At 71.4% G+C, this 26,918-nt stretch carries 29 protein-coding genes; 17 read left to right on the top strand and 12 right to left on the bottom strand.

Annotated features, from left to right (window positions below; translation table 11 throughout):
• The first annotated feature begins 37 nt into the window (after positions 1-37).
• Positions 38-1,516 (top strand): glycoside hydrolase family 1 protein, encoded by a 1,479-nt coding sequence (locus V6R91_RS02015; protein ID WP_336393922.1) that lies wholly within the window; start codon positions 38-40, stop codon positions 1,514-1,516.
• Positions 1,517-1,589: 73 nt separating this feature from the next.
• Positions 1,590-2,603 (top strand): LacI family DNA-binding transcriptional regulator, encoded by a 1,014-nt coding sequence (locus tag V6R91_RS02010; protein ID WP_336393921.1) that lies wholly within the window; start codon positions 1,590-1,592, stop codon positions 2,601-2,603.
• Between the two features lie 33 nt (positions 2,604-2,636).
• On the opposite strand, the gene V6R91_RS02005 is transcribed toward V6R91_RS02010, so the two are convergent.
• Both V6R91_RS02005 and V6R91_RS02000 read right to left on the bottom strand, forming a co-directional pair.
• Positions 2,637-3,476, bottom strand: coding sequence for a VOC family protein (locus V6R91_RS02005; protein ID WP_336393920.1), 840 nt, complete (start codon positions 3,474-3,476; stop codon positions 2,637-2,639).
• A gap of 227 nt (positions 3,477-3,703) precedes the next feature.
• Positions 3,704-5,035, bottom strand: coding sequence for a uracil-xanthine permease family protein (locus V6R91_RS02000; RefSeq protein ID WP_336393919.1), 1,332 nt, complete (start codon positions 5,033-5,035; stop codon positions 3,704-3,706).
• A gap of 169 nt (positions 5,036-5,204) precedes the next feature.
• Between V6R91_RS02000 and V6R91_RS01995 the strand changes: the two genes are divergently transcribed.
• Together V6R91_RS01995 and V6R91_RS01990 are read left to right on the top strand one after the other, a co-directional pair.
• A complete protein-coding gene (locus tag V6R91_RS01995) occupies positions 5,205-6,065 on the top strand; it encodes an ABC transporter ATP-binding protein (RefSeq protein ID WP_442928086.1) in 861 nt (286 codons plus the stop codon).
• Positions 6,047-7,624 (top strand): hypothetical protein, encoded by a 1,578-nt coding sequence (locus V6R91_RS01990; protein ID WP_336393918.1) that lies wholly within the window; start codon positions 6,047-6,049, stop codon positions 7,622-7,624. Before V6R91_RS01995 ends, V6R91_RS01990 begins: the two co-directional genes overlap by 19 nt.
• Before the next feature lie 22 nt (positions 7,625-7,646).
• On the opposite strand, the gene V6R91_RS01985 is transcribed toward V6R91_RS01990, so the two are convergent.
• The gene (locus V6R91_RS01985) at positions 7,647-8,618 is read right to left on the bottom strand and encodes a phosphoribosylaminoimidazolesuccinocarboxamide synthase (protein WP_336393917.1); all 972 of its coding nucleotides are present in this window, start codon (positions 8,616-8,618) and stop codon (positions 7,647-7,649) included.
• Positions 8,619-8,714: 96 nt separating this feature from the next.
• Here V6R91_RS01985 and V6R91_RS01980 point away from each other — a divergent pair, with 96 nt between their 5' ends.
• Both V6R91_RS01980 and V6R91_RS01975 read left to right on the top strand, forming a co-directional pair.
• Positions 8,715-8,873 carry a hypothetical protein gene (locus V6R91_RS01980; protein ID WP_336393916.1) on the top strand — a complete coding sequence of 53 codons (159 nt, stop codon included), beginning with the start codon at positions 8,715-8,717 and terminating at the stop codon, positions 8,871-8,873.
• A 260-nt stretch (positions 8,874-9,133) separates the two neighbouring features.
• On the top strand, positions 9,134-10,231 hold the full coding sequence (locus V6R91_RS01975; protein ID WP_336393915.1) for a fatty acid desaturase family protein: 1,098 nt from the start codon (positions 9,134-9,136) through the stop codon (positions 10,229-10,231).
• Between the two features lie 45 nt (positions 10,232-10,276).
• On the opposite strand, the gene V6R91_RS01970 is transcribed toward V6R91_RS01975, so the two are convergent.
• From V6R91_RS01970 to purD, 4 genes are all read right to left on the bottom strand, one after another.
• Positions 10,277-10,930, bottom strand: a complete 654-nt coding sequence (locus V6R91_RS01970) for a response regulator transcription factor (protein ID WP_336393914.1) — start codon at positions 10,928-10,930, stop codon at positions 10,277-10,279.
• On the bottom strand, positions 10,927-12,051 hold the full coding sequence (locus V6R91_RS01965; RefSeq protein WP_336393913.1) for a histidine kinase: 1,125 nt from the start codon (positions 12,049-12,051) through the stop codon (positions 10,927-10,929). Before V6R91_RS01965 ends, V6R91_RS01970 begins: the two co-directional genes overlap by 4 nt.
• Before the next feature lie 4 nt (positions 12,052-12,055).
• A complete protein-coding gene (locus V6R91_RS01960; RefSeq protein WP_336393912.1) occupies positions 12,056-12,763 on the bottom strand; it encodes a DUF2306 domain-containing protein in 708 nt (235 codons plus the stop codon).
• Positions 12,764-12,855: 92 nt separating this feature from the next.
• A complete protein-coding gene (purD, locus tag V6R91_RS01955; RefSeq protein ID WP_336393911.1) occupies positions 12,856-14,130 on the bottom strand; it encodes a phosphoribosylamine--glycine ligase in 1,275 nt (424 codons plus the stop codon).
• 83 nt (positions 14,131-14,213) lie between these two features.
• Between purD and V6R91_RS01950 the strand changes: the two genes are divergently transcribed.
• The 3 genes from V6R91_RS01950 to V6R91_RS01940 are packed head-to-tail and all read left to right on the top strand — an operon-like array spanning position 14,214 to position 15,457.
• A complete protein-coding gene (locus V6R91_RS01950; RefSeq protein ID WP_336393910.1) occupies positions 14,214-14,582 on the top strand; it encodes a sterol carrier family protein in 369 nt (122 codons plus the stop codon).
• 52 nt (positions 14,583-14,634) lie between these two features.
• Positions 14,635-15,102 (top strand): hypothetical protein, encoded by a 468-nt coding sequence (locus V6R91_RS01945; protein ID WP_336393909.1) that lies wholly within the window; start codon positions 14,635-14,637, stop codon positions 15,100-15,102.
• Between the two features lie 7 nt (positions 15,103-15,109).
• Entirely contained in the window at positions 15,110-15,457 is a 348-nt protein-coding gene (locus V6R91_RS01940) for a DUF6232 family protein (protein ID WP_336393908.1), read from the top strand.
• Positions 15,458-15,468: 11 nt separating this feature from the next.
• Here the strand turns inward: V6R91_RS01940 and V6R91_RS01935 are convergent, their stop codons facing one another.
• Positions 15,469-16,080: a zinc-binding alcohol dehydrogenase gene (locus tag V6R91_RS01935; protein ID WP_336393907.1), complete on the bottom strand. Its 612-nt coding sequence runs from the start codon at positions 16,078-16,080 to the stop codon at positions 15,469-15,471.
• Between the two features lie 131 nt (positions 16,081-16,211).
• Here V6R91_RS01935 and purM point away from each other — a divergent pair, with 131 nt between their 5' ends.
• From purM to V6R91_RS01920, 3 genes are read left to right on the top strand one after another with little or no spacing between them, the layout of a single operon-like run.
• Positions 16,212-17,378, top strand: coding sequence for a phosphoribosylformylglycinamidine cyclo-ligase (purM, locus tag V6R91_RS01930; RefSeq protein ID WP_336393906.1), 1,167 nt, complete (start codon positions 16,212-16,214; stop codon positions 17,376-17,378).
• Positions 17,379-17,409: 31 nt separating this feature from the next.
• On the top strand, positions 17,410-18,870 hold the full coding sequence (purF, locus tag V6R91_RS01925) for an amidophosphoribosyltransferase (RefSeq protein ID WP_336393905.1): 1,461 nt from the start codon (positions 17,410-17,412) through the stop codon (positions 18,868-18,870).
• Between the two features lie 52 nt (positions 18,871-18,922).
• Positions 18,923-20,152 (top strand): MFS transporter, encoded by a 1,230-nt coding sequence (locus V6R91_RS01920; protein ID WP_336393904.1) that lies wholly within the window; start codon positions 18,923-18,925, stop codon positions 20,150-20,152.
• Positions 20,153-20,250: 98 nt separating this feature from the next.
• On the opposite strand, the gene V6R91_RS01915 is transcribed toward V6R91_RS01920, so the two are convergent.
• Positions 20,251-20,448: a DUF3073 domain-containing protein gene (locus V6R91_RS01915; protein ID WP_194397108.1), complete on the bottom strand. Its 198-nt coding sequence runs from the start codon at positions 20,446-20,448 to the stop codon at positions 20,251-20,253.
• A gap of 167 nt (positions 20,449-20,615) precedes the next feature.
• Between V6R91_RS01915 and V6R91_RS01910 the strand changes: the two genes are divergently transcribed.
• Together V6R91_RS01910 and V6R91_RS01905 are read left to right on the top strand one after the other, a co-directional pair.
• A complete protein-coding gene (locus tag V6R91_RS01910) occupies positions 20,616-21,155 on the top strand; it encodes a universal stress protein (protein WP_336393903.1) in 540 nt (179 codons plus the stop codon).
• Positions 21,156-21,258: 103 nt separating this feature from the next.
• Complete coding sequence (locus V6R91_RS01905; protein WP_336393902.1) at positions 21,259-22,584, top strand: alpha-L-fucosidase; 1,326 nt, start codon at positions 21,259-21,261, stop codon at positions 22,582-22,584.
• A gap of 76 nt (positions 22,585-22,660) precedes the next feature.
• Here V6R91_RS01905 and V6R91_RS01900 read toward each other — a convergent pair whose 3' ends face one another.
• Together V6R91_RS01900 and V6R91_RS01895 are read right to left on the bottom strand one after the other, a co-directional pair.
• Complete coding sequence (locus V6R91_RS01900) at positions 22,661-23,269, bottom strand: PadR family transcriptional regulator (RefSeq protein ID WP_336393901.1); 609 nt, start codon at positions 23,267-23,269, stop codon at positions 22,661-22,663.
• On the bottom strand, positions 23,269-24,258 hold the full coding sequence (locus V6R91_RS01895) for a DUF4097 family beta strand repeat-containing protein (RefSeq protein WP_336393900.1): 990 nt from the start codon (positions 24,256-24,258) through the stop codon (positions 23,269-23,271). The genes V6R91_RS01900 and V6R91_RS01895 overlap by 1 nt, the downstream gene beginning before the upstream one ends.
• Before the next feature lie 167 nt (positions 24,259-24,425).
• Between V6R91_RS01895 and V6R91_RS01890 the strand changes: the two genes are divergently transcribed.
• Positions 24,426-25,205 (top strand): MerR family transcriptional regulator, encoded by a 780-nt coding sequence (locus V6R91_RS01890; RefSeq protein ID WP_336393899.1) that lies wholly within the window; start codon positions 24,426-24,428, stop codon positions 25,203-25,205.
• An 82-nt stretch (positions 25,206-25,287) separates the two neighbouring features.
• On the opposite strand, the gene V6R91_RS01885 is transcribed toward V6R91_RS01890, so the two are convergent.
• Entirely contained in the window at positions 25,288-25,452 is a 165-nt protein-coding gene (locus tag V6R91_RS01885; RefSeq protein ID WP_336393898.1) for a hypothetical protein, read from the bottom strand.
• 207 nt (positions 25,453-25,659) lie between these two features.
• Between V6R91_RS01885 and V6R91_RS01880 the strand changes: the two genes are divergently transcribed.
• Positions 25,660-26,547 (top strand): SDR family oxidoreductase, encoded by an 888-nt coding sequence (locus V6R91_RS01880; protein ID WP_336393897.1) that lies wholly within the window; start codon positions 25,660-25,662, stop codon positions 26,545-26,547.
• 54 nt (positions 26,548-26,601) lie between these two features.
• Complete coding sequence (locus tag V6R91_RS01875; protein WP_336393896.1) at positions 26,602-26,868, top strand: DUF7218 family protein; 267 nt, start codon at positions 26,602-26,604, stop codon at positions 26,866-26,868.
• Positions 26,869-26,918: the final 50 nt, after the last annotated feature.

The following is a 26,918-nucleotide window of genomic DNA, read 5'->3' as shown; positions in this document are numbered from 1 at the left end:
CCTGATATCAAACGCCCCCAGAGAGGACCTTCCCCTCATGACGACCCCGACCCCGCGCGCCTTCCCCCGGAACTTCCTGTTCGGCGCCGCGACCGCAGCCTTCCAGATCGAGGGCGCCGCCCACGAGGACGGCCGCCGCGACTCGATCTGGGACGCGTTCTGCCGGGTGCCGGGCGCGGTCATCAACGCCGACAACGGCGACGTGGCGTGCGACCACTATCACCGGTACCCCGATGACGTCGCACTGATGAAGCACCTCGGCCTGCAGACGTACCGCTTCTCGACGTCGTGGTCGCGCGTGCGGCCGGACGGCGGCGAAGTCAACGAGAAGGGCGTCGACTTCTACAAGCGCCTGGTGGACGAGCTGCTCGGGGCGGACATCCTCCCGTGGCTGACGCTGTACCACTGGGACCTGCCGCAGGCTCTGCAGGAGAAGGGCGGCTGGGCGAACCGCGACACCGCGGACCGGTTCACCGAGTATGCGCTGGACATGCACGACGCGCTCGGTGACCGGGTCGACGTGTGGACGACGCTCAACGAGCCGTGGTGCTCGTCGTTCCTCAGCTACACGGCGGGCCTGCACGCGCCCGGCCACTACAGCGTCGAGGAGGGTGTGCTCGCCGCGCACCACCTGCTGCTCGGCCACGGACAGGCCGTGCGCGAGCTCCGTGCGCGCGACGAGTCGCTGCAGCTCGGCATCACGCTGAACCTCACGGTGGCAGACCCCGTGGACGCCGGCGACCCCGCCGACCTCGACGCCGCGCGCCGCATCGACGGCCAGTTCAACCGCTGGTTCCTCGACCCGATCTTCCGGGCCCAGTACCCGGCCGACATCGTCGAGGACATCCGGACGGTGGATGCCGCGGCCGTCGCCGCCTGGGAGGCCGCCGTGCGTCCGGGAGACCTGGAGGCGATCGCGACGCCCCTCGACACGCTCGGCGTCAACTACTACCACGGCGAGTACGTGGGAGGTCGCGCGCCCGTGGACCCGCCGATCGGCGGAGACGCGCCGACCGACCGTCCCGGTCGCTCGCCGTTCCCGTCGCACGAGGGCATCTTCTGGCACGAGCGCGGGCTTCCTCGCACGCCGATGCAGTGGGAGGTCCAGCCCGACGGCCTGACCACCCTGCTTCGCCGCGTGTGGGACGAGTACGCCGAGCCGGCCGGCACGGTGCTCTACGTCACCGAGAACGGTGCGGCCTACGACGACGAGCTCGTCATCGAGGACGGCGAGAAGCGCGTCCACGACGCCGACCGGGTGGAGTTCCTCCGCGCGCACCTGGGTGCGACCCTCGATGCGGCCGAGGCCGGCGTCGATGTGCGGGGATACTTCTACTGGTCGCTCCTGGACAACTTCGAGTGGGCGTGGGGGTACGAGAAGCGCTTCGGCATCGTGCGCGTGGACTACGACACGCAGGAGCGCACGCCGAAGGACAGCGCGCGGGAGTACCGCCGCATCATCGCCGCCCGCGCGCTCGCGCCGGAGTACGCCGAGGCCGCGTCCGTCGCGTCGTAACACTCGGGGGCGCGCGACGTCGCCGCGTCGCCGATGTCCACAGCGTGCCGTAGCATCCGGGAGGAGGGACACGATGGGTACCGAGACCATGCGATCGGCGGTCACGATCGAGGAGGTCGCCGCGGCGGCGGGGGTGTCGCGTTCGACCGTGTCGCGCGTCGTCAACGGCTCGACCGCCGTCAGCCCCGAGGCGCTGGAGTCCGTCCAGCGGGCGATCGCCGAGCTCAACTACGTCCCCAACCGCGCGGCACGCTCCCTCGCCAGCCAGAAGACGCACGCCGTCGCGCTCATCGTCCCTGAAGACACGACCCGCTTCTTCGGCGACCCGTTCTTCGCGGCCATCGTGTCGGGCATCAACTCGCGCCTGAGCCGCTCGGACTACGTGCTCAACCTCTTCATCGCGAGCGACGACCCCGGCGACAAGACGACGAGTTACGTGCGCAGCGGGGCGGTGGACGGCGCCATCGTGGTCTCGCACCACACCAGCGACACCTTCATCGACCGCATCGCCAGCGTCGTCCCGGTCGTCTACGGCGGCCGGCCCGTGCGCGAGCGGGAGCGCGACTACTACGTCGACGTCGACAACGTGCGCGGCGCCTACGACGCGACCGTCTACCTGATCGAGAGCGGGCGCCGTCGGATCGCGACGATCACCGGTCCCCGCGACATGCCGGCCGGCGTCGACCGGCTGCAGGGGTACCGCGAGGCGCTGGCGGCATGGAGTCTCGACGAGGTCGCGGTGGAGGACGGCAACTTCACGGCCGACGGCGGCGCCGATGCGATGCGACGCATCCTCGCCTCGGGCGCCCAGCCCGACGCCGTGTTCGTCGCGAGCGATCTCATGGCCCGAGGCGTCCTCACCGTCCTCGCGCAGGCGGGCATCCGGGTGCCGCAGGACATCGCGATCATGGGCTTCGACGACTCCCCGGTCGCGACATCGGTGAATCCGCAGCTGACCACGGTGCGCCAGCCGTCGTTCCAGCAGGGGGAGCGCATGGCCTCGGTGCTCATCGACCTCCTCGCGGGGAGGCATCCGCGTCACGTCACGATCCTCGAGACGGAGCTCGTCGTCCGGGGGTCCGTGTAGCGGCTCGGCGGTCCGCGGCGTCGCGGGCCGGCGTCAGCCTCGGCCGGGCACCGTCGCGTGGAGCAGGTTGCGCCACGGGTCGTCGAACGACACGGTGCGTCCGTCGTCGCGCACGTCGAGGCCGTGATGCCGCAGGCGCGCGCCGAGCGCGCCGAGGGCGTCGGCGTCGGGCAGAGTCAGGTCCACGCGGCCGAGGCCGAGGGCCGGCATCCGCGGTCCGGCGCCGCGCGAGTTCCACACGTTCATCGCCATGTGATGGTGGTAGCCGCCCGCGCTGACGAACAGCGCCTGGTCGCCTAGACCCGCCGTCTCGTCGAAGCCGAGCGCGTCGACGTAGAACGCCCGGGCGGTCGCGACGTCGCCCACCGAGAGGTGCACATGACCGACGGATGCCGCCTCCTGTGCCGTCGCGCCGCTCGCAGCGCGCTCCGTGAGGTGCTCCTGGAGGAACGCGTTCGGGTCGAGGTACAGGGTCGCCATCTCGATCTGACCGTGGGTCCACGACCACTCGGTGCGGGCCCGGTCCCAGTACAGCTCGATTCCGTTGCCCTCCGGGTCGGTGAGATAGAACGCCTGGCTGACGAGGTGATCGGCCGAGCCGGTGAAGGTGTGCGGTGCGTGGCGGGCGACGCTGTAGAGCGCGGCGGCGAGGGCCTCCTGCGTCTCGAAGAGGATCGCGGTGTGGAACAGGCCCGCCGAGCCCGGGGTCGCGTGACGGAGGGCCGGCTCGTGCTTCAAAACCACCACCGCCCGGCCCGCGCGTCCGAGCACGATCTCGTCGCCGTCCGCGGCGAGCACCTGCAGGGTGATGACGTCGCGGTAGAACGCGGTCATGCCGTCGAGGTCGCCGACGAGCAGCGTGACGGCCCCCATGGCGGTATCGGCGGCGAGACGTTCGGCCTGTGTATTCACACGAATGAGAACCCCCGGCATCCGTCGTTCATTCCCAGACGTCTCCACGGTTTGGGGCGTCGCGCGACCGCTCGGGGCGTGCGCGACACGCCCCAACCGTCCGCGGTGCGCCCCAAACCGGGACTTGGACGACGGATGCCGCCACCCGGCGCCCTCCCGGCTCCGGGGTGGCGGCAGGCAGCGTCAGGCTACTGGGGGTCGCCGCCGAGCTGGCCGACCGCGGGGATCGGGCCGCCGTCGTCGGCACCGGTCTTGCGCCAGCGGGCGATCGCGTTGCCCACGTGGTAGATCAGCAGCGCTGCCGCCGCGCCGATGACGATGGCGCCGAGCTGGAACTCGCCCCACTGCATGGTGAAGCCGGCGATCGCGATCACGAGGGCCACGGCGCCGGTGTACTGGTTCACCGGGCGCGAGAAGTCCACGCGGTTGTCGACCCAGATCTTGATGCCGATGATGCCGATGAGACCGTAGAGCGCGGTCGTGACGCCGCCGAGCACACCCGCCGGGATCGAGTTGAACACCGCTCCGACGACGGGCGAGAGCGACAGCAGGACGGCGAAGATGCCGGCCACCCAGTACGCGGCCGTCGAGTACACGCGCGTCGCGGCCATGACTCCGATGTTCTCGCCGTAGGTCGTGGTGCCAGAGCCGCCGAAGGTGCCCGCGAGCACGGTGGCCGCGCCGTCGGCGATGAGCGCCCGGCCGGTGTACCGGTTGACGGAGGCGTCGGTCATCGTCGCGACGCCGCGCACGTGACCGACGTTCTCGGCGATGAGCACGAGGACGACCGGCAGGAACATCGCGATGACGCTCCAGGTGCCCGGCGAGCCGAACGTGGGGAAGTGGAAGACCGGGAGACCGACCCACTGTCCCTCGGCGACGAGGTCGTTCACGGCCGTGAAGTCGACCTCGCCGCGCACGAGCGCGACGAGATAGCCGACGATCACGCCGAGGAAGATCGAGATGCGACCGAGGAAGCCGCGGAACAGCACGCTGAACAGGATGACGGCGACGAGCGTGATGGTCGCCGTGACGGGGGCCTGCTGGTAGCTGTCCCACGCGACCGGCGCGAGGTTGAAGCCGATGAGGGCGACGATGGCACCGGCGACGACCGGCGGCATGAGCCTCTCGATCCATCGCAGACCCGCGAACTGCACGACGAAGCCGACGGCGGCGAGCAGGACGCCGACCGCGACGATGCCGGCGAGGGCCGATCCCATGCCCTGCGACGCGGTCGCGGCGGTCACCGGTGCGATGAACGCGAACGATGACCCGAGGTAGCTGGGGAGCCGGTTCTTCGTGACGAGGAGGAACAGCAGCGTGCCGAGGCCCGAGAAGAGCAGCGTCGTCGAGACGGGGAAGCCCGTCAGCACCGGCACCAGGAACGTGGCGCCGAACATCGCGATGACGTGCTGCGCGCCGATCGCGACGGTGGCGGGCCAGTTCAGCCTCTCGTCGGGCTTCACGACCGTGCCGGGTTCGACGGTACGGCCGTTGCCGTGCAGGGTCCACAAAGGCATGCGCGCTCCTTGCGCTCGGGGGATGGTGCGAGGATCACGATAGCGGCGGGGATGACCCGCCTCGCGCACGAGCGGCCCGGCGCCGCGAGTTGCCCGGGGGCGCGGCATCCGAGAGGCTGGATCCTGCCCGGCGCGCACCTGGGCCCGCCCTGCCGAACGACGGAGACACGTGAGCGATCCCGCGAATCCCCCCGCGCCCGCGGGCCCGCCCGCCGACACCTCCGCACGCGCGTCCGAGACCCCCGCGGCCGACCGCGTCCCCACCCCGGGTGAGGACACCGCGGCCCTCGAGCTCGTCGGGCTCCACAAGCGCTTCGGGCAGAAGGTCGCGGTCGCCGACCTGAGCCTGCGAGTCCCGACGGGGTCGTTCTACGGGCTGGTCGGGCCCAACGGCGCGGGCAAGACGACGACCCTCTCGATGGCGACCGGCCTCCTCGCGCCCGACGCCGGCCGGGCGATCGTGCACGGGATGGACGTGTGGCAGCAGCCGGTCGCGGCCAAGCGCATGCTCGGCAACCTCGCCGACGGGGTGAAGCTCTTCGACCGCCTGACCGGCGAGCAGCTCGTCACCTACAACGGGCTCCTGTTCGGCCTGCCGCACGACGAGATCGCGCAGCGCACCGCCGATCTGCTGGCGCTGATGGACATGACGGATGCCGCGGGCACGATGGTCGTCGACTACTCGGCGGGCATGACCAAGAAGATCGCGCTCGCCTGCGCCCTCGTCCACGCTCCGCGCCTCCTGGTGCTGGACGAGCCGTTCGAGTCCGTCGATCCCGTCTCGGCGGCCAACATCCAGGACATCCTCACCGGGTACGTCGCCGGTGGCGGAACGGTCATCATCTCGAGCCACTCCATGGACCTCGTGCAGCGCATGTGCGACCACGTGGCGATCGTCGCCGCCGGCCGCCTCCTCGTGGCCGGAAGCGTCGAGGACGTGCGGGCGGGGCAGTCGCTCCAGGACCGCTTCGTCGAGCTCGTCGGCGGGCGGCGCCACACGGAAGGGCCGGAATGGTTGCGACGCTCCTGAGGCTGCGCTTCCGCGTGCTGGGCAACCAGCTCGCGCGCAGCCCCTGGCAGCTCGTCGGCTTCGTCTTCGGCGCGCTGTACGGACTCGGACTGCTGGTGGCCATCGTCGTCGGACTGGTGCTGCTCGGGTTCGCGGGTCTCGCGCCGGCCTCCGCCGTCATCGTGGGCGCCGGATCACTCGTGACCCTCGGGTGGGCGCTGATCCCCCTCCTCGCCTTCGGCGTCGACACGACGCTCGACCCCGACCGCCTGGTGGTGTTCCCCATGTCGCTGTCGCGCATGATGGTCGCGCTGGCGGTGGCGGCGGTCACCGGCATCCCGGGCATCATCACCTCGGTGGCAGCGGTTGCGACGGTCGCGACCTGGGCGCACTGGCCGGCGGCCGTCGCCGCATGGATCGTGAGCACGCCGGTCGCGGTCCTCACGGCCGTCGTCGCGTCGCGCGCGGTCGCGACCCTCGCGGCCGGGCTCGGGAGCGGGCGCCGGTTCCGGGAGGTGTCGGGCACCGTCATCCTCATCCCGCTGATCCTCGCGGGACCCATCATCGCCGGTGTGGCGACCGGGTTCGCGGTGAACGCCGACACGCTCGCCGAGCTGGTGCCGATCCTCGGCTGGACGCCCCTCGGCGCGGCATGGGCCGTGCCGGCCGCCGCCGCGGCGGGCGACCCCGCCGGCGCGGGCGCCCGGCTGCTGATCGCCCTCGCGACACTCGGCCTGCTGTGGCTGCTGTGGCGCGCAGCTCTCGGACGCTCGCTGGTCCGCCCGCGGCACACGTCGGCCGCCGCGGTGCGCGCGGGGTCGATCGGATGGTTCGGCCGCGTGCCGACCGGCGCCGCGGGTGCCGTCTTCGCGCGGGCGCTGACGTACTGGACGCGCGACCCCCGCTACCTCCGCCAGCTGGTCGGGGCGCCCCTGGTGCCGGTGCTGCTGTGGTTCTACGCCCGTGACGGCGAGCCGCTCGTGGCGCTGTCGTTCTCGGGCCCGATCATCGCGATCGTGATCGGCATCGTCGTGTACGCCGACATCTCGTACGACGGCACCGCGTTCGGGACCGAGCTCGCCACCGGCGCGCCGGGCCGGGCGGACCGGCTGGGGCGCAGCCTCGCCGCTGCGGCGGTCGCCCTGCCGCTCGTGCTGCTCGCCGCGATCATCCCCTTCGTCTTCTCGGGCGAGTGGAGCCGGTTCCCCGGCATCCTGGGCATGTCGGTCGGCATCCTCTTCACCTGCTACGGCGTCTGTGCGCTCACGTCGGCGCAGCTCGTCGTGCCGGTCGCGGCATCCGGCGACAACCCGTTCGAGCGGGTGCCCGGCACCACGTTCCTGCAGGGCATGGCGTTCTTCGGCATCTGGCTGATCGCCGTCGCGCTGTCGGCGCCCGCCGGCATCCTCGGGATCATCGGGTTCTTCACCGACGACGCGGCGCTCAGCTGGATCGCATGCGCGGTCGGCCTCGTGCTGGGGACGGCGGTCCTGATCGGCGGCATCCTCGTCGGCGGATCGATGCTCGATCGGACCGGTCCGACGCTGCTGGCGCGGCTGAAGGCGATGAAGAACGCGTGACGGGCGGATGCCGCGCCGGGCGTCAGGCGGCGGTGAGGCGCTCGAGAAGCTCGCGGTAGCGGTCGGCGGTGCGCTCGACGATGTCGGCGGGCAGAGCCGGCGGCTCATCGTCGCGCGGCGGCGCCCAGTTCGCGGCGAGCCAGTCGCGCACGATCTGCTTGTCGAAGCTCGCCATGCGCTCCGCGGGCGTGGTGCCCGACGCCCAGGCCTCGGCATCCCAGTACCGCGACGAGTCGCTCGTGAGCACCTCGTCGGCGAGGGTCAGCACGCCGTTCTCGTCGAGGCCGAACTCGAACTTCGTGTCGGCGAGGATCACGCCGTGCGCCTCGGCGGTCGCGGCGGCGCGCGCGTAGATCTCGAGCGACAGGTCGCGCAGCTCGCTCGCGCGCTCGCCGCCGACGAGCTCGACGGTGCGCTCGAACGAGATGTTCTCGTCGTGCTCGCCCAAGGGGGCCTTGTAGGCGGGGGTGTAGATCGGCTCCGGCAGCCGGTCGCCGTTGGACAGCCCGTCCGGGAGCGCGATGCCGCACACCGTGCCGCTCTCGCGGTACTCGGCCCAGCCCGACCCGGTGAGGTAGCCCCGCACCACGCACTCGATGGGCAGCATGTCGAGGCTCTTCACGACCATGGCCCGGCCGATGACGGCATCCGGGATGAGGTTCTGCAGGTCGTCGCGCGTGTTCGCCTCGCCGTCGCCGCCGAGCGTGAGCGTGTGCGAGGCCGCGAGATGGTTCGGGATGCCGCGCCCGCCGTCCGCTCCCGCGAGGCGGTCGAACCACCACAGGCTGAGCGTGGTCAGCAGCGTCCCCTTGCCGGGGATGCCGGGCGAGAGCACATGGTCGAAGGCGCTGACGCGGTCGCTGGCGACGACGAGCATGCGCCCGGCGGGCGCGCCCTCGGCCGCGTCGCCGGGGACGTACAGGTCCCGCACTTTGCCCGAGTAGACGTGGCGCCAGCCGGGGAGTTCGAGCGGGGTGGGATTCGTGTCCGTCACCCGCCCATTATCGCGGAGCCCGACCCGGGCTAAACCCGCGAGGGCACGGTTGTCAAGAGGTTGGCCCGCGGGAGACGGCCGCGGAGGATGGCTTGCATGACCGGACTCGCAGTGACCCTGCTCATCGTCGGAATCGTCCTGCTGCTGCTGGGCGTGCTCGTCGAAGCGGTCCAGTTCCTGCTGTGGATCGGCCTCGTCATCATCGTCATCGCGGTGATCGCCTGGCTGATGCGCTTCATACGTCGTCAGACCTGAGTCCCCCAGCTCGGGTTTTCCGGACGCTCGGGCCCCATCGAAACAGAGCCCAGCGTCATCCGGACGCCGGCGTCGCTCGTCTCCCCAGCCAGCGACGCCGGCGTCCGTCCTTTCGTCCGCCGGTGTACTCGGCATCGTGCCTGTGAAGTGCCCGCAAGCGGCCCCCGCGGGCGGCGCAATGGGCGTAGCCTGTGGCCAGGACGTCCTGGACCCCGACGTCGCCGCCGCATCGGTGCGGCTCGAGGATCGGGGTCGATGACATGACCGGACAACCCACCACCGGCATCCGGGCGACTGCTGCCCGGACCGACCGGCCGCCCAACGACTTCACCGGGCTGGCGAAGATCGTGGCCGCGAGCGGGCTGATGCACCGCCGCTACGGCTACTACTGGACGAAGCTCATCGCGGCCGTGGTGGTGCTGGCGGCGGCGGTCGCCGCCTTCGTCCTCATCGGGGACACCTGGTGGCAGCTGTTCACCGCCGCGGCGCTCGCGATCCTGTTCACGCAGATCGCGATGCTCGGCCACGACGCGGCGCACCGGCAGATCTTCGTCTCGGGCCGCTGGAACGACTGGACGTCGCTCATCCTCGGCAACCTCCTCGTCGGGATGAGCTACGGGTGGTGGCAGCACAAGCACACCCGCCACCACGCCAACCCCAACAAGATCGGCTCCGATCCCGACATCGAGCTGCCGGTCGTGTCGGTCACCCCCGACCAGGTCGACCGCCGCGCTCGCCGGTACGGCCCGGTGCTCGGCTGGGTGATGGCGCACCAGGGCGTCTTCTTCTACCCGATCCTCCTGCTCGAAGGGCTGTCGCTGCACGCGTCGAGCGTGCGGCGGGTGCTCTCGCGCGAGCCGTTGCGCCACCGGGCGGTGGAGAGCTCTTTCCTGGCGCTGCGGATCGGGGGATACCTCGCCCTCGTCTTCATCGTGCTCTCGCCGGGGATCGCCGCGGTGTTCCTCGCCGTCCAGCTGGGGATCTTCGGCGTCTACATGGGGCTGTCGTTCGCGCCGAACCACAAGGGCATGCCGTTGGTGCCGGCATCCGTCAAGCTCGACTTCCTGCGCCGGCAGGTGCTGATGAGCCGCAACATCCGCGGGAACCGCCTGCTCGACGTCGCCATGGGCGGGCTCAACTACCAGATCGAGCACCACCTCTTCCCCTCGATGCCCCGGCCGCACCTGCGGAGGGCGTCGGGCATGATCAAGGACTACTGCCAGGCCCACGGCGTGCACTACACCGAGACCGGCCTGCTCGAGTCGTACCGCATCGTCACGCGGTACATCAACCGTGTCGGACTGGGGGAGCGCGATCCCTTCGAGTGCCCGCTGCTGCAGCAGCGGGCGGCGGTGTGATCAGCGGGCGCGGCGGCGCGGCCGGCGCGGGACTGACGCTGGGGCTCAGTCGCGCGACCGGCCGCGTTCGTGCGCCCAGATCGCGAGCTCGACGCGGTTGCGCGCGCCCAGCTTGGCCATGATGCTTCCCAGGTGGGTCTTCACGGTGCTGAGGGAGACGTGCAGCTCGTCGCCGATCTCGCTGTTGCCGAGCCCGCGGGCGACACCGGCGAGCACCGCCTCCTCGCGGTCGGTGAGGGGGCTGGACGGCGGAGGCGGAGGCGTCGGCGCCGCGCCGGCGAACGTCTCGATGAGGCGGACGGTGACGTTCGGATCGATGAGCGCGTCGCCGCGCGCGGCCGCGCGCACGGCCTCGGCGAGCAGGACCGGACCGGCGTCCTTCAGCAGGAAGCCGCGGGCGCCCGCGCGGAGGGCGGCGTAGACGTACTCGTCGAGGTCGAAGGTCGTGATCACGACGACGGGCGTCGGGTCGGCGACGTCCGGACCCGCCACCGTGCGCGTCGCCTCCAGGCCGTCCATCACCGGCATGCGGATGTCGAACAGGCACACGTCGGGGCGCAGGCTCCGCGTGAGCGCGACGGCCTCGCGGCCGTCGGCGGCCTCGCCCACCACCTCGATGTCGGGCTGCACGTCGAGGATCATGCGCAGTCCGGTGCGCACGAGGTCCTGATCGTCGGCGACGAGCACGCGCACGGTCATGATCCCCACCCCCTGCGCGGGAGCGTCGCCGTGACGGCCCACCCGCCGCCCGGCGCCGGGCCGGCCTCGCACGTGCCGCCGAGGAGCGCGGCCCGCTCGCGCATGCCCGTGATCCCGAATCCGGGAGTCGCGGATGCCGTGCTCCCGCCGTCGTCACGGACCGACAGCCGCACCCCCGCCGCGTCGACGTCGACGCCGACCTCGACGCGGGTCGCGTCGCGGGCGTGTCGCCGCGCGTTCGTCACCGCTTCCTGGGCCAGGCGGAACACCGCGGCGCCCACCGCCGGGGGCACCGTGTCGAGGTCGCCGTCGAGGTGCACGGCGACGGCCGGGCCGGCCGCATCCGTCTGCGCCAGGTCCGCGATCCCGGCGAGGCCGGGTGCGGGCGCCACCGGCGCGTCCGCGCGGAGCACGCCCACCATGGCGCGCATCTCGCGCAGCGTCTGCGAGGCCTCGGCCTCGATCGCCTGGAGCACCTGCGCGGTCGCGCCCGGATCGGTCGCGGCCACGGCGGTGCCGGCCTGCGCCTGGATCGCGATCGCCGAGACATGGTGCGTGACGGTGTCGTGCAGATCGCGCGCGAGCTGCTCGCGCTCGAGCAGCCGCACCTGTTCGAGCTCGCGGCTGCGTGCCCGCCGACGCCAGCGCATCGCGAGTCCGAGCGTTGCCGTGGTGACCGCGACGGCGGCGCCGCCCACCGCGTCGGGCAACGATGGGGCCGACCCGGCGGCGGTGAGCGTCATGCCGGCGGCCACGAGCGCACCGCCCGCGAGCATCGCCCGCCCGGAGCCCCAGCGGAACACCGCGTACAGCAGGATCAGGAAGTAGGCGGTCGTATACAGCTGCGGATCGCCGCCGACGATGAAGCCGACCCCGGTGCCGACGGCGAAGGCGATCGCGAGCATCGTGAACGGGCGCGTGCGCCGCGACAGCAGCGTGGGCGCGAGGGCGGCGAGCACGACGGCCCACACCCAGCGCGAGGGCACGTCGGGGCGCACGGATGCCTCCACCACGGCGAGCACGGGGATCACCGCGACGAGCACCCCGTCGCGCCACACGCGCCGGGGCGGTGCCGGAGTCGCCGCGGGCGCGTCCCAGAGCGCGCGGACCGGGCTCGTCATGCCCTCATGATAGGCGGGCGCCGGTCGGCGCCGCCGTGGCCCGAGCCCCCGTCCGCCGCGCGCCGGTGCGGGCCCGTAGGCGGATGACGATCTCGGCGACCACGAGGTTGATCACCCACCCCGCGGTCATGAGAAGTGTGTAGCCGACAGGCGTGGGCGCCCCGATCAGCAGCGTGAACGGGAGGAACACGACGACCTGCGTGCCGGCGCCGAGGCCGATCGCGTACGCGCGCGTCATCCACGCGCGGTGCGTGCCGACGTCGCCGCGGCGGATCGCGACGAAGGCGGCCACGATCGCCGCCGCCATCGTGACGCCGAGCACCATGCGCACGGCGGCGAGCCCCGGCCCCGTCACCGCGGCCGGCATCTGGTACGACACCGTCATCCACAGCGCCGACAGCGCCGACACCAGCCCGGCCGGCGCGACGATGCGCCCGGCCACGCGGTGCCAGCGCCGGCGCCGCAGCGACGGCGCGAACTGCAGCGCGCCCAGCACCAGGAACACGGTCGAGCCGACGATGTGCGCGACGATCGGCACCGGCGCGTCGAAGAACCGGACGTTGTCGGCGGTCACGCCGGCGGAGGTCGCGAGCTGCGTGAGGCGCGCCGAGCCGGCCGCGACCGGCACGAGGCTCAGGGCGATGAGGCCCGCGGGCACGAGCCACTCGGGCGCGCGCCGCCGGGTGCGTGGGAGGGAGGTGGAGGTCGTCATGCCGCCATGGTGGCGGTGACGGATGCCGCGGCACATCGGCCGTCGGGACCGACCGGCCTCGTCCTTTCGGCCGATGCGGGGCCGCGGCCGGGTCAGAGCCCTTCGGCGACCCGGGCGGCGATGTCGGTGCGGTGCTGCCCGCCCTCGAGCTCGATCTGGCCGAGCGCACGGTAGACGCGCTCGCGCGCCTCCATGAACGTCGTCCCGATCCCGACCACGTTGAGCACGCGGCCGCCGGTGGCCACGAGCCCGCCGTCGGTCTCGGCCGTGGCGGCGTGTGCGAGGTGGACGCCCGGCACCGCCGACGCCTCGCGCAGCCCCGTGAGCTCGCGGCCGGTCACCGGCGCGGCGGGGTAGCCCTCGCTGGCCACCACCACGGTGACGGACACGTCGGTGGCGAACGCCGGACGGGGGGAGTCCTCGAGGGTGCCGGATGCCGCAGCCAGCAGCAGCTCCGACAGCGGGTCGACGAGCCGGGGGAGCACCACCTGCGTCTCGGGGTCGCCGAACCGGGCGTTGAACTCGATGACCTTCACGCCGCCGTCGGTGAGGATGAGGCCGGCGTAGAGCAGCCCGATGAACGGCGTGCCCTCGGCATCCAGCTGGCGGATGACCGGTTCGGCGATGTCGCGGGTCACGAGGTCGACGAACTCCCGCTCGCTGCCGAACCTGCCGTCGAGCCACGGCAGCGGCGAGTACGCGCCCATGCCGCCGGTGTTCGGTCCCTCGTCGCCATCGAGGAGGCGCTTGTAATCCTGCGCGGGGCTCAGCGGCAGCACGTGGTCGCCGTCGCTGAGGAAGAAGAGCGACACCTCGGGACCGTCCAGGTACTCCTCGACGAGCACCGGGCCCGAGGGGAGGTACTGGTCGGCGTGGGCGAGCGCCTCGTCGCGGTCGGACGTGACGATGACCCCCTTGCCGGCGGCCAGTCCGTCCGCCTTGACCACGTGCGGAGCGCCGAGCTCGTCCAACGCGGCCTCGACCTCGGCGCGCGAGTACGCCCGCACCGCGCGGCCGGTCGGCACGCCCGCCGCCTCCATGATGCGCTTGGCGAAGGCCTTCGAGCCCTCCAGCTGCGCGGCCGCCTTGCCGGGCCCGAACGTCGGGATGCCGCGTTCGCGCACCGCATCGGCCACCCCGGCGACCAGCGGAGCCTCCGGGCCGATCACGACGAGCGCGATGTCGTTCTCGATCGCGAAGTCGGTGACGGCGACCGGGTCGTTCGCGTCGAGCGATACGAGCTGGGCGTCCTGCGCGATGCCGGCGTTGCCGGGGGCGGCGAAGATCTCGTGCTCGGCCTCCTCGGACCGCAGCGCGAGGATGATGGCGTGCTCCCGCGCGCCCGAGCCGAGAACCAGGATCTTCACGCCGTCCAGCCTACCGACGGCGCTCCGCCGCGTTTCGGGTCGTCGAGGATTGCGCCCGCACGCGACACGCGTAGCGTGGGGTCGTGGCCCGCAAGATCTCCACCGACGACGGCCGCGCGGCCCTGCAGGCCGTCGCGGCGGCGGGCGCGGCATCCGTCCCCGCCTCCCGCACCGACCGCGCCACGGCCGTGCGCTACCTGCTGCAGCTGCTCGCCGAGAAGGCGCCGGGCAACTCGGTCGAGGTGCGCGTGCCTCCGTTCGGCGCGGTGCAGGTGGTCGAGGGGCCACGGCACACCCGCGGAACCCCACCGAACGTCGTCGAGACCGATCCCGCGACCTGGATCGCAGTGGCGACGGGGGCGGAGCACTGGGCGGATGCCTCCTCCGCCGGCCGCATCGTCGCCTCGGGCACCCGCGCCGACATCTCCCACCTGCTGCCGCTGCGCCCCTGAGCCGGGGCGAGGACCCCGAGACGCGCCCGTCCCGCGGTGGGACAATGGCACCATGATCCGCGCGCGCACCGGCGCAGCCGGCGACGACGACCCCGACGAGCACGTCATCCACGAGGAGTGGGAGTCCGTCGGGGTCCGTCGCGCCCCGCGCATCGGGCGGATCATGATCTCGGGCATCGTCCTCGGCCTGGTGACGGCGGGCGTCCTCACCGCGGCGGCCGCCGTGTCCGAGGAGCCGGGCGGCCCGCTCTCCACGGGCGCCTCGGGCTACCTGCGCGTGTTCGGCGTCTTCGCCGTCATCTGCGTCGGGTTCGGGCTCCTCGTCGCGGGCCTCGTCGTCATCGTGCTCGACCGCGTGGTGGGCAGCCGCGGTCGCTCGGTCATCGCGGAGCACGCCACGAGCCTCAGCGACGACCTCGTCTCTCCGGTCACCGACGACGTGCCGCAGTGGGTGCGGGACGCCGAGGACATCGAGACCGACCGGCCCGACGGCCCGAGCGGCCGCCGGCCGAAGGGATAATGGAGACATGCCCGAGCACAGCCAGGACCGCGTCGAGACGCTGCGCGTGCGGCGGGCCCCGAAGATCTCGGTCTTCCTCATCGCCGGCGCCGCGCTGGGCCTGCTGGTCGCGATGATCCTCACCTTCGCCTTCGACGGCACGTCGCAGGTGAGCCCGAACACCGGTGTGGAGTACTCGCAGACCCAGGTCTTCGGCTTCCTGGCGCTCATCTGCGCGCCCGTCGGCATCGTGCTCGGCGCCCTGGTCGCGCTGCTCCTCGACCGCCGGTCCCGCCGTCACACGCACGAGGTCTCGGTCGACCACGCGTCGGTGCAGGTCGACCCGCAGTCCGGCGCAGACGACGATCGCCGCTGAGCTCGGGCTCTTCAGGCCAGCTCGGCGATGATCGGGTGGATCGCCGCGTCGAAGGCGGCGACGTCGCCGCGCAGGCCGTCGGTGACGGCGATCGTGAGGGAGCCGATCCACCACACGCCCCGCTGATTCAGCGGCAGCACCTGGACATTGAGTTCGAACGAGTGCGCCCGGCGGCCCACCTGCCGCTCGTGCTCGGCGATGGCGCCCGCATACGCCCGGTAGGCGGTGCCGGTGCTGTGCGACGCCTCTTTGCGGTAGCGCTCGTGGGCGGCCTTCGCGAAGGCCATGGCGTCGGCGGCATGGGGCGTGAACGCGTGCCGCAGGTCGTCGCAGCCCTCGACCGGCAGGGCGAGCGCCATGTCGAACCCGTCGACGAGCTGGAGCGGAACCGGCGACGGGTGCGCCTGCGGTTCGACGGTCATCGCCCAGAACTCTCGCCACTGGCGTTCGAGCGTCGCCTGCGCCTCGTCGGACCGGTCGTTGGCGCGCAGGGGGATTCCGCGCAGATGGGGCAGCTCCTCGGGAGAGCGGATGCCGAGCACCTGGCGCAGATAGAGGGCGAGAAGAACCGGCTGACCTGCGTCTTCGCGGATCAGCCACTCCGGTGCACCGGTGCCGCCCATGCGGACATCATAGATCCGCCCGGCGACGTCGGGACCGGGGCGCGGGCAACGATCAGGGTGCCGATCGGCGCCGGGGGAGCGACCCGTAACCCCGGCATCCGCCCAGCCACGCCGCCGGTAGGCTGGTAGCCGTGGCCTCCTCCGAACGCGACGCCCCTTCACGCCCCGAACAGCCGGTGAACCCGTACGTCGCTGCGGGCGTCGACACCGCCGCCGGCGACCTCGCCGTGGAGCTGATGAAGTCGGCCGTCCGCCGCACGCACGGACCCGAGGTGCTCGGAGGCGTCGGCGGCTTCGCCGGGCTCTTCGACGCCAGCGCGTTCAAGGCGTACGACAAGCCGCTGCTGGCCACCAGCACCGACGGCGTCGGCACCAAGGTCGCCATCGCGCAGGCGATCGACAAGCACGACACGATCGGCCAGGACCTCGTCGGCATGGTCGTCGACGACATCGTCGTCGTCGGGGCCAAGCCGCTGTTCATGACCGACTACATCGCCTGCGGCAAGGTGTTCCCCGAGCGCATCGCCGACATCGTCCGCGGCATCGCCGCCGGCTGCGCCGAGACGGGCACCGCCCTGGTCGGCGGCGAGACGGCGGAGCACCCCGGGCTGCTCGGCGTCAACGACTACGACGTCGCGGGCGCCGCGACCGGTGTTGTCGAGGCCGACCGCGTGCTCGGCGCCGAGCGGGTGCGCGAAGGCGACGTGGTGCTGGCGCTCGCGAGCTCGGGCCTGCACTCCAACGGCTACTCGCTGGTGCGCCACATCGTCACCGGCGCCGGCGTGCAGTACGGCGACAACGCCGCCGACTTCGGCGCGACGTGGGGCGAGGCCCTCCTCGAGCCGACGCGCCTGTACACCAAGCCGCTCCTGCGGCTCATCGCCGATCACGGCGACCGCGTGCACGCGCTCAGCCATGTCACCGGCGGCGGCATCGCGGCGAACCTCGCCCGCGTGCTGCCGCAGGGCACGTGGGTCGAGGTCGACCGCTCGACGTGGTCGCCCTCCCCTGTCTTCCGCGTCCTCGCCGACCTGGGCGACCTCGACCTCGAGTCGACCGAGGGCACCTGGAACCTCGGCATCGGCTTCCTCGCCGTCGTGGCGGCCGACAAGGCCGAGGCGGCGGCATCCGCTCTCTCCCTCGGCGGCATCGCGACCTGGCAGGTCGGCGTCGTCCGCGGCGGCGCCCGGCCGGACGGCGAGTGGGAGCAGGGCGCAAAGGGAGTCGACGGCGGCGCGGTGCGTCTCGTCGGCGCCTATTCAGACCACCAGGCGCACGCGAGCCACACGGCCCGCTGAGTCGCACGACCTTACGGAGCAGGCAACACCCATGTGCGGAATCGTCGGGATGGTGGGCCGCGGGTCCGTCAATCAGGAGATCTACGACTCCCTCCTCCTCCTGCAGCACCGCGGTCAGGACTCCACCGGCATCGCCACGGCCGAGCGTCATGGGGTCGTGCACATGCACAAGACGCGGGGCCAGGTGCGCGAGTCGTTCCGCACCCGCGACATGCGCGCGCTCCTCGGTGAGATCGGCCTCGGCCATGTGCGCTACGCGACCAAGGGCACCGCGTCGAATGAGGAGGAGGCGCAGCCCTTCTACGTCAACGCGCCGTACGGCATCGTCATGGTGCACAACGGCAACCTCACCAACACGCGCGAGCTGACCGAGGAGCTGTTCCACAAGGACCGCCGCCACCTCAACACCAGCTCCGACACCGAGCTGCTGGTGAACGTGCTGGCCAACGAGCTGCAGTCCTCGATCTCGGGACTCGAGCTCGACCCCGAGCAGGTGTTCCAGGCGGTCACGCGCGTGCACGAGCGCGTCGAGGGATCGTACGCGGCGATCGCGCTGATCGCGGGGTACGGTCTGCTGGCGTTCCGCGATCCGTTCGGCATCCGTCCCCTCATCCTCGGCACGCGCAAGAACGCGGACGGCCACTACGAGTGGGTCGTCACGAGTGAGTCGCTGGTGCTGGAGAACGGCGAGTTCGAGGTCGTGCGCGACGTCGACCCGGGCGAAGCGGTCTTCATCGACCTCGAAGGCAACCTTCACACCCGCCAGTGCGCGAGCGACCCGCAGCTGGTGCCGTGCTCGTTCGAGTACGTGTACCTCGCGCGTCCGGACTCGGTCATGAACGGCATCTCGGTGTACGAGGCGCGCCTGCGCATGGGAGACCGCCTCGCCGACACCATCGCGAAGTACACGCCGCGCGAGGCGATCGACGTGGTCATGCCCATTCCCGACTCCTCGCGGCCGGCGGCGATGCAGGTCGCGCGCAAGCTGGGCGTGGAGTACCGCGAGGGCTTCTACAAGAACCGGTACATCGGGCGGACGTTCATCATGCCGGGGCAGGCGGTGCGCAAGAAGAGCGTGCGGCAGAAGCTCAACGCCATGTCGACCGAGTTCAAGGGCAAGAACGTGCTCCTCATCGACGACTCCATCGTGCGCGGCACGACGTCGAAGGAGATCATCCAGATGGCGCGGGATGCCGGTGCCAAGAGCGTCACGTTCGCCTCGGCGGCGCCGCCGGTGCGCTACCCGCACGTCTACGGCATCAACATGCCCTCGCGGCACGAGCTGGTCGCGCACGGCCGGACGATCCCCGAGATCGCGCAGGAGCTGGGCGCGGACTTCGTGGTCTACCAGGAGGTCGACGACCTGAAGGCCGCGATCCTCGAGGGGTCCGACGTCGAGGATCTCGACATGAGCTGCTTCGACGGCCGGTACATCACCGGCACCGTCACCGACGAGTATCTCGCGTGGGTGGAGGGCTCCCAGGAGAGCTGAGCCCGTCGGCCGGCGCGCCGAGGGCATCGGCGCCGGCTCTAGGGTTGTACGAGTGACATCGTCCCCTGCCCGCCCGCTCTGGCAGGGGCGAACCCTCGCCCTCGTCGGCATCGTGCTGTTCGCGTTCTCGCTGCGGTCGGCCGTGGCCTCGCTGTCGCCGCTCTTCGACCACATCTCGGCGGACTTCGCGCTGCCGGCCGCGGTGATCGGCCTGATCGGCACCGCCCCGCCGGTGTGCTTCGCCGTGTTCGGCCTGCTCACCCCGGCGCTCGAGCGCCGGTTCGGGCTCGAGCGGCTCGCCGTGGTGGCGATGGCGGTCGTGGCGGTCGGCCTCGTCGCGCGCACCCTCGCGCCCAGCTCGGGGCTGCTGCTGGCCGGCACGGCGTTCGTCTTCGCGGCCGTCGGGACGGGCAACATCCTGCTGCCGCCGCTCGTGAAGCGCTACTTCCCCGACCGCATCGGGCTCATGACGACGGTGTTCTCCACGACGATGGCGGTGTCGACGTTCCTGCCCGCCCTCGTCGCGGTGCCGGTGGCGGATGCCACGGACTGGCACGTCTCGCTGGGACTGTGGGCGGTCTTCGCCCTCATCGCGACGATCCCGTGGATCGCACTTGCGCTGCGCCGCCATGCCGACGGAGCCGACGACGACATCGAGCAGGCGAGTCCTCGCGTGTTCGGGCGGATGTGGCGCATTCCGCTGGCGTGGGCGCTGCTGGTCGCGTTCGCCGTCTCGAGCACGATCGCCTATACCTCGTTCGCGTGGATGCCGAAGATGCTCGTCGAGATCGCGGGCGTCACCCCCGCCACGGCGGGCGCGCTGCTCTCGCTCTTCGGGTTCATGGGGCTGCCGGCATCCCTCGTCGTGCCGCTGCTGGTGACACGTCTGAACGCGACCCGCGCGCTCTTCGGCGTCGCCGTCGTCACCGGCTTCGCCGGCATCGCGGGCCTGCTGTTCGCGCCGGCGGCGGCACCATGGCTGTGGGTCGTGCTGATCGGGCTCGCGCCGCTGCTGTTCCCGGTGGTCCTCGTGCTCGTGGGGCTGCGCACGCGCACGCACGAGGGCGCGGTCGCTCTCAGCGGGTTCGTGCAGAGCGGCGGCTACGCGATCGCCGCGCTGTTCCCGGTGGGCATCGGCCTGCTGCACGACGCGACCGGTTCGTGGACCGGCCCCCTCATCGTGCTCGCGTGCGTCGTCGCCGCCGCCATCCCGGCGGGCGCGGTGGCGGCGCGGCGGCACACCGTCGAAGACGACTGGTCCCGGCGCCACGGCACGTGGTGACCGCGCCCGGATCGGCCCCGAGCACGACGAACCCCGCGCACCGCAGCGCGCGGGGTCGTCTCAGAGCGCGGTGAGGCGTGACCGCCTCGCACGAGCGCTCAGGCTTGCGACGACGAGACGGGCGAGGTCTCGTCCTCGTCCTCGTCGTTGTACTGGTCCGCCCACTTGTCGACGTACTCGTCTTCGCTGTGGTGACCGAGCTCGCGCTCGAGCGCCGAGTAGTTCACGCTGTACGTGTCGTACTTCAGCTCTCGGGCGATCTTGGTGTGCTTCGCCTTCTGACGGCCACGCCCCATGCGAGACCCCCTCATTTAGAGTCGCGGGCTTTTCTGCGGGCTTTCCGCCGCGCAACCCGGGCATTCACGAATCCGGCTTCGAGCCGGTAAGAGTAGCATTCAGGATAACACGGAGCCCCCGCACCCCGGCGGTTCCGGCCCCAGTGGTGCGGGAGGAGCACGGACGTATGACCGACGAGGCATCCGAGCCCGAAGTCGACGACAGCAGCAACGCGAGCCTGCACGGGGCGGTGATCGCGGGAGTGATCCCCGACCAGTCGCCGCGGGTCCTCAAAGAGGCCGCTCGGTACGCGAAGCTCCTCCGGGCGCCGCTGGCGGTCGTCCACGTCGACGTCACCCGCTTCGTCACCTACGAGGACCCCGACGGCTACGTCCACTCGGCGCCCATCGACATGAACATCACCGGCGGCGAGGGCGACCTGACGAGCGTCCAGGATGCCGCGGCAGCCGTCCTCGCCGACTCCGGCGTGGACTGGACCGTGCGCCAGCTCGTCGGCGACCCGGCGATGGCGCTCAAGCACCTGGCGGATGAGATCGACGCCCGGCTGCTCGTGGTCGGCACCCGCAAGCGCGGGTTCGGTGAGTCGGTCCGCGAGTTCTTCACCGGCTCGGTCGGCGCCCGCCTCGCGCATCGGCAGCACCGCCCGATCCTGGTGGTGCCGCTGGGCGAACCGGTGCCCGACGACGAGGAGATCTGGCCCGCCTGACGCCCGTCGGTCCACCGCCGGGCCATCGTCGAAAGAGCGGATGTTTAGGCCGCGCTGTTGACTCGCTTTCCCGATATGTCCAAGATTGAGGACGATACATCGGATGAAAGTCGAGGATGCCGTGACCGATGAGAGCTGGGACGACCTGTCGCGCCCGCTGCCCGAATGGTTCGCGAAGGCGAAGTTCGGAGTCTTCATCCACTGGGGCGCGTACTCCGTGCCCGCGTGGGCCGAGCCGATCGGCGCGCTCGGCGAGGTGCCGGACGACCAGTGGTTCGCCCACAACCCGTACGCGGAGTGGTACTTCAACACCATCCGGATCGACGGCAGCCCGGCACAGGAGCATCACCGCACCGTCCACGGAGATGCACCGTACGACGACTTCCTCGACCAGTGGAAGGCCGAGCGCTTCGATCCGGGGGCGTGGGCGGAGCTGTTCGCCCACGCGGGGGCGGAGTACGTCGTACCGACCACGAAGCACCATGACGGCATCGCGTTGTGGGACGCCCCCGGGACGGCTTCGCGCAACACCGTCCGGCGCGGCCCGCAGCGCGACCTGATCGGCGCGATCGCGGACGCGGTCCGCGCGAAGGGGATGCGGTTCGGCGTCTACTACTCGGGCGGGCTCGATTGGTCGGTGAGCGATCTGCCGCCTCACCGGTCGGGCCCGGAGGTGCACTCGATTCGTCCCAACGACGCCGCGTACAACTACTACGCGCTCGCCCACGTACGCGATCTCATCGACCGCTATCGCCCCGACGTGCTGTGGAACGACATCAACTGGCCCGACGCCGGCAAGCATTTCGGCAAGGACGGGCTGTACGAGCTGTTCGCGCAGTACTACGAGGCGAATCCCGAGGGCGTCGTCAACGACCGGTGGGGCGATACGCATTCCGACTTCGCGACCACGGAGTACTCGGCCGGACGCGAGAACGAGGCCAAGGAGGTCTGGGAGAACAACCGCGGCCTGGGGTGGTCGTTCGGATACAACCAGCTCGAGTCGCCCAAGGAGATCCTGGACTCGACCAGTCTGGCCAAGCACTGGATCGACGTCGTGGCCAAGGGCGGCCGGCTGCTGCTGAACGTGGGGCCCACCGCGGAGGGGATCATCCCGGAACTGCAGCAGGAGTCGCTGCGCGGGTTCGGCGACTGGAACCGGGCGGTGGCCGAGGCGTCCGAGACCACGATCCGCCGCGAGAGTCCGCAGTCGTCCGATGGGCGCTGGATGCGGGAGTGGTGGACGCCGTCGGAGCGCATCGTCTTCCTCGACGGGACCGGCGACCACCGGCTCGGCCGTGACAGCGTGGACTTCGACCGCTCCCGCGTGCTGTCGGGCGACCTGGTGGTCGAGCGCGACGGCGACGACGCGATCCTGCGCGTCGGCGGCGTCGACGGCGGCCCGGCGGCGGTGGCGTTCGCGCGGCGCTGATCGGGGCGCACGCACGACGAGAGGGTGGGCTCCCGGGACGGGGGCCCACCCTCTCGCGTTCAGCGGATGCCGCGGCTCAGCCTCGCAGCGCGCGTGTCACGTCGCGGGCGATGCGGTCGAGCTCGCCGGCGACCTGGTCCACCACCGTGGAGGCGAGCTCGCCGCCACGGGCGACATGGACGCGGACGTCACCGCGAAGGTTCGCGCGGAACTCGTTCACGAGCGCGTCGAGCCGCTGCACCTGCTCACGGCTGCGGACGCGCGGGTCGTCCTCGCGCGGACGCTGCGGCGTGGTCTCGCGCTCCTCGCGGGAAGCGGCGGCGAGATCCGCCCGCAGGCTCTTCATGGCCTCGCGGACGCTGCCGCGCACCTCGTCGGCGATGAGCCGCACCGAGTCGGCGAGACCCGCCTCGATGCCCTCGAGCTCGCCGGCGCGGGCCTGCACCTCGGCGTGGCCTGCCTCGGTGATCGAGTAGACGGTCTTGCGGCCGTCGACGGACTTCGTCACGAGGCCCTCCTCTTCGAGCTTCGCCAGTCGCGGATAGATCGTGCCGGCGCTCGGGGTGTAGGTGCCTCCGGTGCGGTCCGACAGGGCCTGCATGATGTCGTAGCCGTGGCGGGGCCCTTCATCGAGCAGGTTCAGCAGGTACAGGCGCAGGTCGCCGTGGGAGAAGACCGGGGCCATCACAGCTCCTCCCGGTCGGCGCCGGCCTCGGCCTGCCGGTCGGTTCCGAACGGGGTGTCCGCGGTGCTGTCGCCGCCGTACGCCTCGGCCGGAGCCTCGGAGCCCGCGACGGGAGCCTGAGCGGCCGGCGTTGTGCCGACGGAGGCCGCGGCCGGGGCATCCGTCATCTGGGCGGCCGCGCGGCGGAGCACGGTGATGTCGCCCGAGACGCTGTGGGCCCGCACGTCGGCGAAGTTGCCGCTCAGCTCGCCCACCGAACCTGCGTAGTTGGTCGTCGGGCCGGTGCCCTGGCCGGAGCGCACGACGCCGTCGATCTGCACGCGGCCGCTGACGCTGCGGATGACGTAGTTGGCCGGGTAGCCCTCGTCCAGCCGCACGGTGGAGCTGCCGCTGACGGTGTTGAGACCGACGGAGTGGATCTCGCCGGTGGAGTCGACCAGCACGGAGCCCGACACGGTGTCGACGGTGGCCTTGCGCAGCGAGCCGGTCGCCGCGACGTCGCCCGAGACGCTGTTGGCGTTGAGGCCGCCGACAAGCCCGCGCACCTGGACGTCGCCCGAGACGGCGTTGACCGAGAGGTCGCCGGTGAGGCCGTCGACCAGGATGTCGCCGGAGACGGTGTTCAGTGCGGCGCCGGCCTGGAGGCCGGTGACGAGGGCGCTCGCGCTGACCACGCCCAGGGTGAGCGCGACGTCGCGGGGCACGGCGACGCTGATCTCGGCCTTGGGACCGCCGGCGCCGAAGTTGCGGAACACCTCGAGGAAGTTGTCCCAGCGCAGCTGCGGGTGGTCGATCTCGACCTGGTCCTCGGTGACCTCGATGCGGAGGTCCTTGACGGTGACGTCGTGCACCTCGATCCGGATGCCCGGCTCGTCGTGGGCGACGACGTCGACCTGTCCGCCGACGAGGCCGATCTTGAGCGAGCGAACGGCTTCGATGTCGATGACGCGCGTCTCGCCCGGGTGGATGATCCACTTCTCCAGGGTCATGGCTGCTTCTCCTGCCTGTCTGGGGTATTCGCGATATATCGCGTGTCTGAAGAATAACACGATATATCGCGATCGTGTCAAGAAACTACAGCGATCATTCGGCTTGACCTTGACGCAGCGTCAACCTTTACCGTGATCAGGGACGGCACGAGAGAGGGGAAGAGGTCATGACGGATCACGAGTGGTCGATCCAGCAGATCGCCAAGCTCGCCGGAACGACCAGCAGAACGCTGCGTCACTACGACGACATCGGGCTGCTCGCGCCGTCGAGCGTGGGCCACAACGGCTACCGCCACTACGACCAGGCCGCGCTCGTGCGCCTGCAGCGCATCCTGCTGCTGCGCGAGCTCGGACTGGGGCTGCCGCAGATCGGAGAGGTGCTCGATCGCGAGGCGTCCGAAGCGCACGCGCTGGAGACTCACCTCGCGTGGCTGCGGCAGGAGCAGGACCGGCTGACGCGGCAGATCGCGTCGGTTGAGAGCACGATCAGCGCATTGAGAGGAGGTGAACGACTGATGGCAGAGAACATGTTCGACGGCTTCGACCACACGCAGTACAAGGACGAGGTCGTAGAGCGCTGGGGCACGCAGGCCTACGCCGACAGCGACCGGTGGTGGCGCTCGATGAGCGCGCAGGAGAAGGCCGCGTGGCAGCAGCGCGTCTCCGACCTCGGCCGCGACTGGATCGCCGCGGCGGAGTCCGGCATCGCGCCCGACAGTGACGTGGCGCAGGCGCTCGCGAAGCGCCACGTCCAGTGGCTGACGGGCGTGCCCGGCACGCCCGCCGCGACGCCCGGTGGCGACGTCAGGGGCTACGTTCTGGGGCTCGGGGAGATGTACGTCGCCGACCCGCGCTTCGGCGCGAACTACGCGACGAGCTCGGGCGGCACACACGGTGCGGAGTTCGTCCGCGACGCGCTCCGCGTGTACGCGGAGGCGAACCTGTAGTCCCGCGCGGACCCCGTAGACAGGCGGATGCCGCGGCCAGCTCTGGCCGCGGCATCCGCCGTCTACAGCTCAGTGGGTCGGGTCAGGCCCTGCGGTTCCCGCTGATCACTCGGAACAACCACACGATCAGCGCGATGACACCGACGATGATGGCCACCCACAGCAGCCAGTTCAGCGCGGAGTTCAGACCGCCCACGATCGCAAGGATGATCGCGACGACGATGATGATGATCAAGGCGAGGTTCATGAGATCTTCTCCTTCTGCGTGTCCGGTGCAAGGGGATGCAACGGATGCCTTGTGGGCACGGTCTCACAGTGGCACTGGTGACCGCTCCTTCGCAGGGGGTTGACGGCGTGTCGGCGCCGGTGATAGTCGCAAGGCCTCGTGTTAAGGCCGTCCGCCGGGGAAGTCAACCCCCGTGAACGCGCGCACGCGCGGCCCTAGCGTGCGGGTATGAGTTCATCGGCGCCCCAGGACCCCACGACCGCGCACCACGACGAAGGCTTCCCGGCTCAGCAGCAGGACCAGCCGGGGCTCACCGGCAAGACGCGTCCCGAACCCGATCACGGCGAGGAGTCGTATCGGGGCGCCCAGCGCCTGACCGACCGCCGCACGCTGATCACCGGGGGCGACTCCGGCATCGGCCGCGCGGTCGCCGTCGCCTTCGCCCGCGAGGGCGCCGACGTGGCGCTGGTCTACATGCCCGAGGAGGAAGAGGACGCGCAGGACACCGCACGCGTCGTCGCCGACGCGGGCCGGCGGGCGCTGACCCTTCCCGGCGACCTTCGCGAGGAGCGGTTCTGCGCCGACATCGTCGAGCGCACCGTCCAAGAGCTCGGGGGACTCGACGTCCTCGTCCTCAACGCGGCGTACCAGAAGGACCGCGACGGCATCGAGACGCTCGAGACCGCGGAGATGGAGCGGGTGTTCCGCACCAACCTCTTCGCGCAGATCTTCACACTCCGTGCCGCCGTGCCGCACCTGAAGCCGGGCGCCTCGATCATCCTCACCACGTCGGTGCAGGCGTTCAACCCCTCGCCGGGCCTCGTCGACTACGCGATGACCAAGGCCGCTCAGGTCGCGCTCGTGAAGGCGCTGGCCGAGGAGCTGGGGCCCAAGGGCATCCGCATCAACGGCGTGGCGCCCGGTCCGATCTGGACGCCGCTCATCCCCGCCACCGGCTGGGACGAGGAGCGCCTCGCGTCGTTCGGGCAGGACACGCCGCTGGGCCGCGCCGGTCAGCCCGCGGAGCTCGCGGGCGCGTACGTGTATCTCGCCTCGGACGTGTCGTCGTACACCTCCGGCGCCATCGTCCCGGTCACCGGGGGAAAGCCGCTCTGAGCGGGCGGCCAGCACGTCCGCATCCGAGCGATGCGGCGAGGGAAGGAGGAAGCGATGCCTCGAGGACGCGGATCCAACCTCAAGGATCCCGAGCTGTACGAGGAGCTCCGCAAGGACGGAGCGTCCAAGGAGAAGGCGGCGCGCATCTCGAACGCGGCGGCCAACCAGGGCCGCAAGACGGTCGGACGCCGCGGCGCCCAGGCGAAGAACTACGACGACCGGACCGTGCCCGAGCTGCGCAAGCGCGCGAAGGAGCTCGGCCTCTCGGGCTACTCGGGCAAGAAGAAGTCCGAGCTCGTCGAGATGATCCGGAACCACTGACGATGTGGTCGCCGGGCCGACCGGGCAATGCGCCGGCCGGCCCGGCGGTC

It is taken from the genome of Microbacterium sp. CCNWLW41 (genome assembly GCF_037083505.1).
Note: the sequence above shows the minus strand (reverse complement) of the source record. Positions and strands in the feature narration are given on the sequence as shown.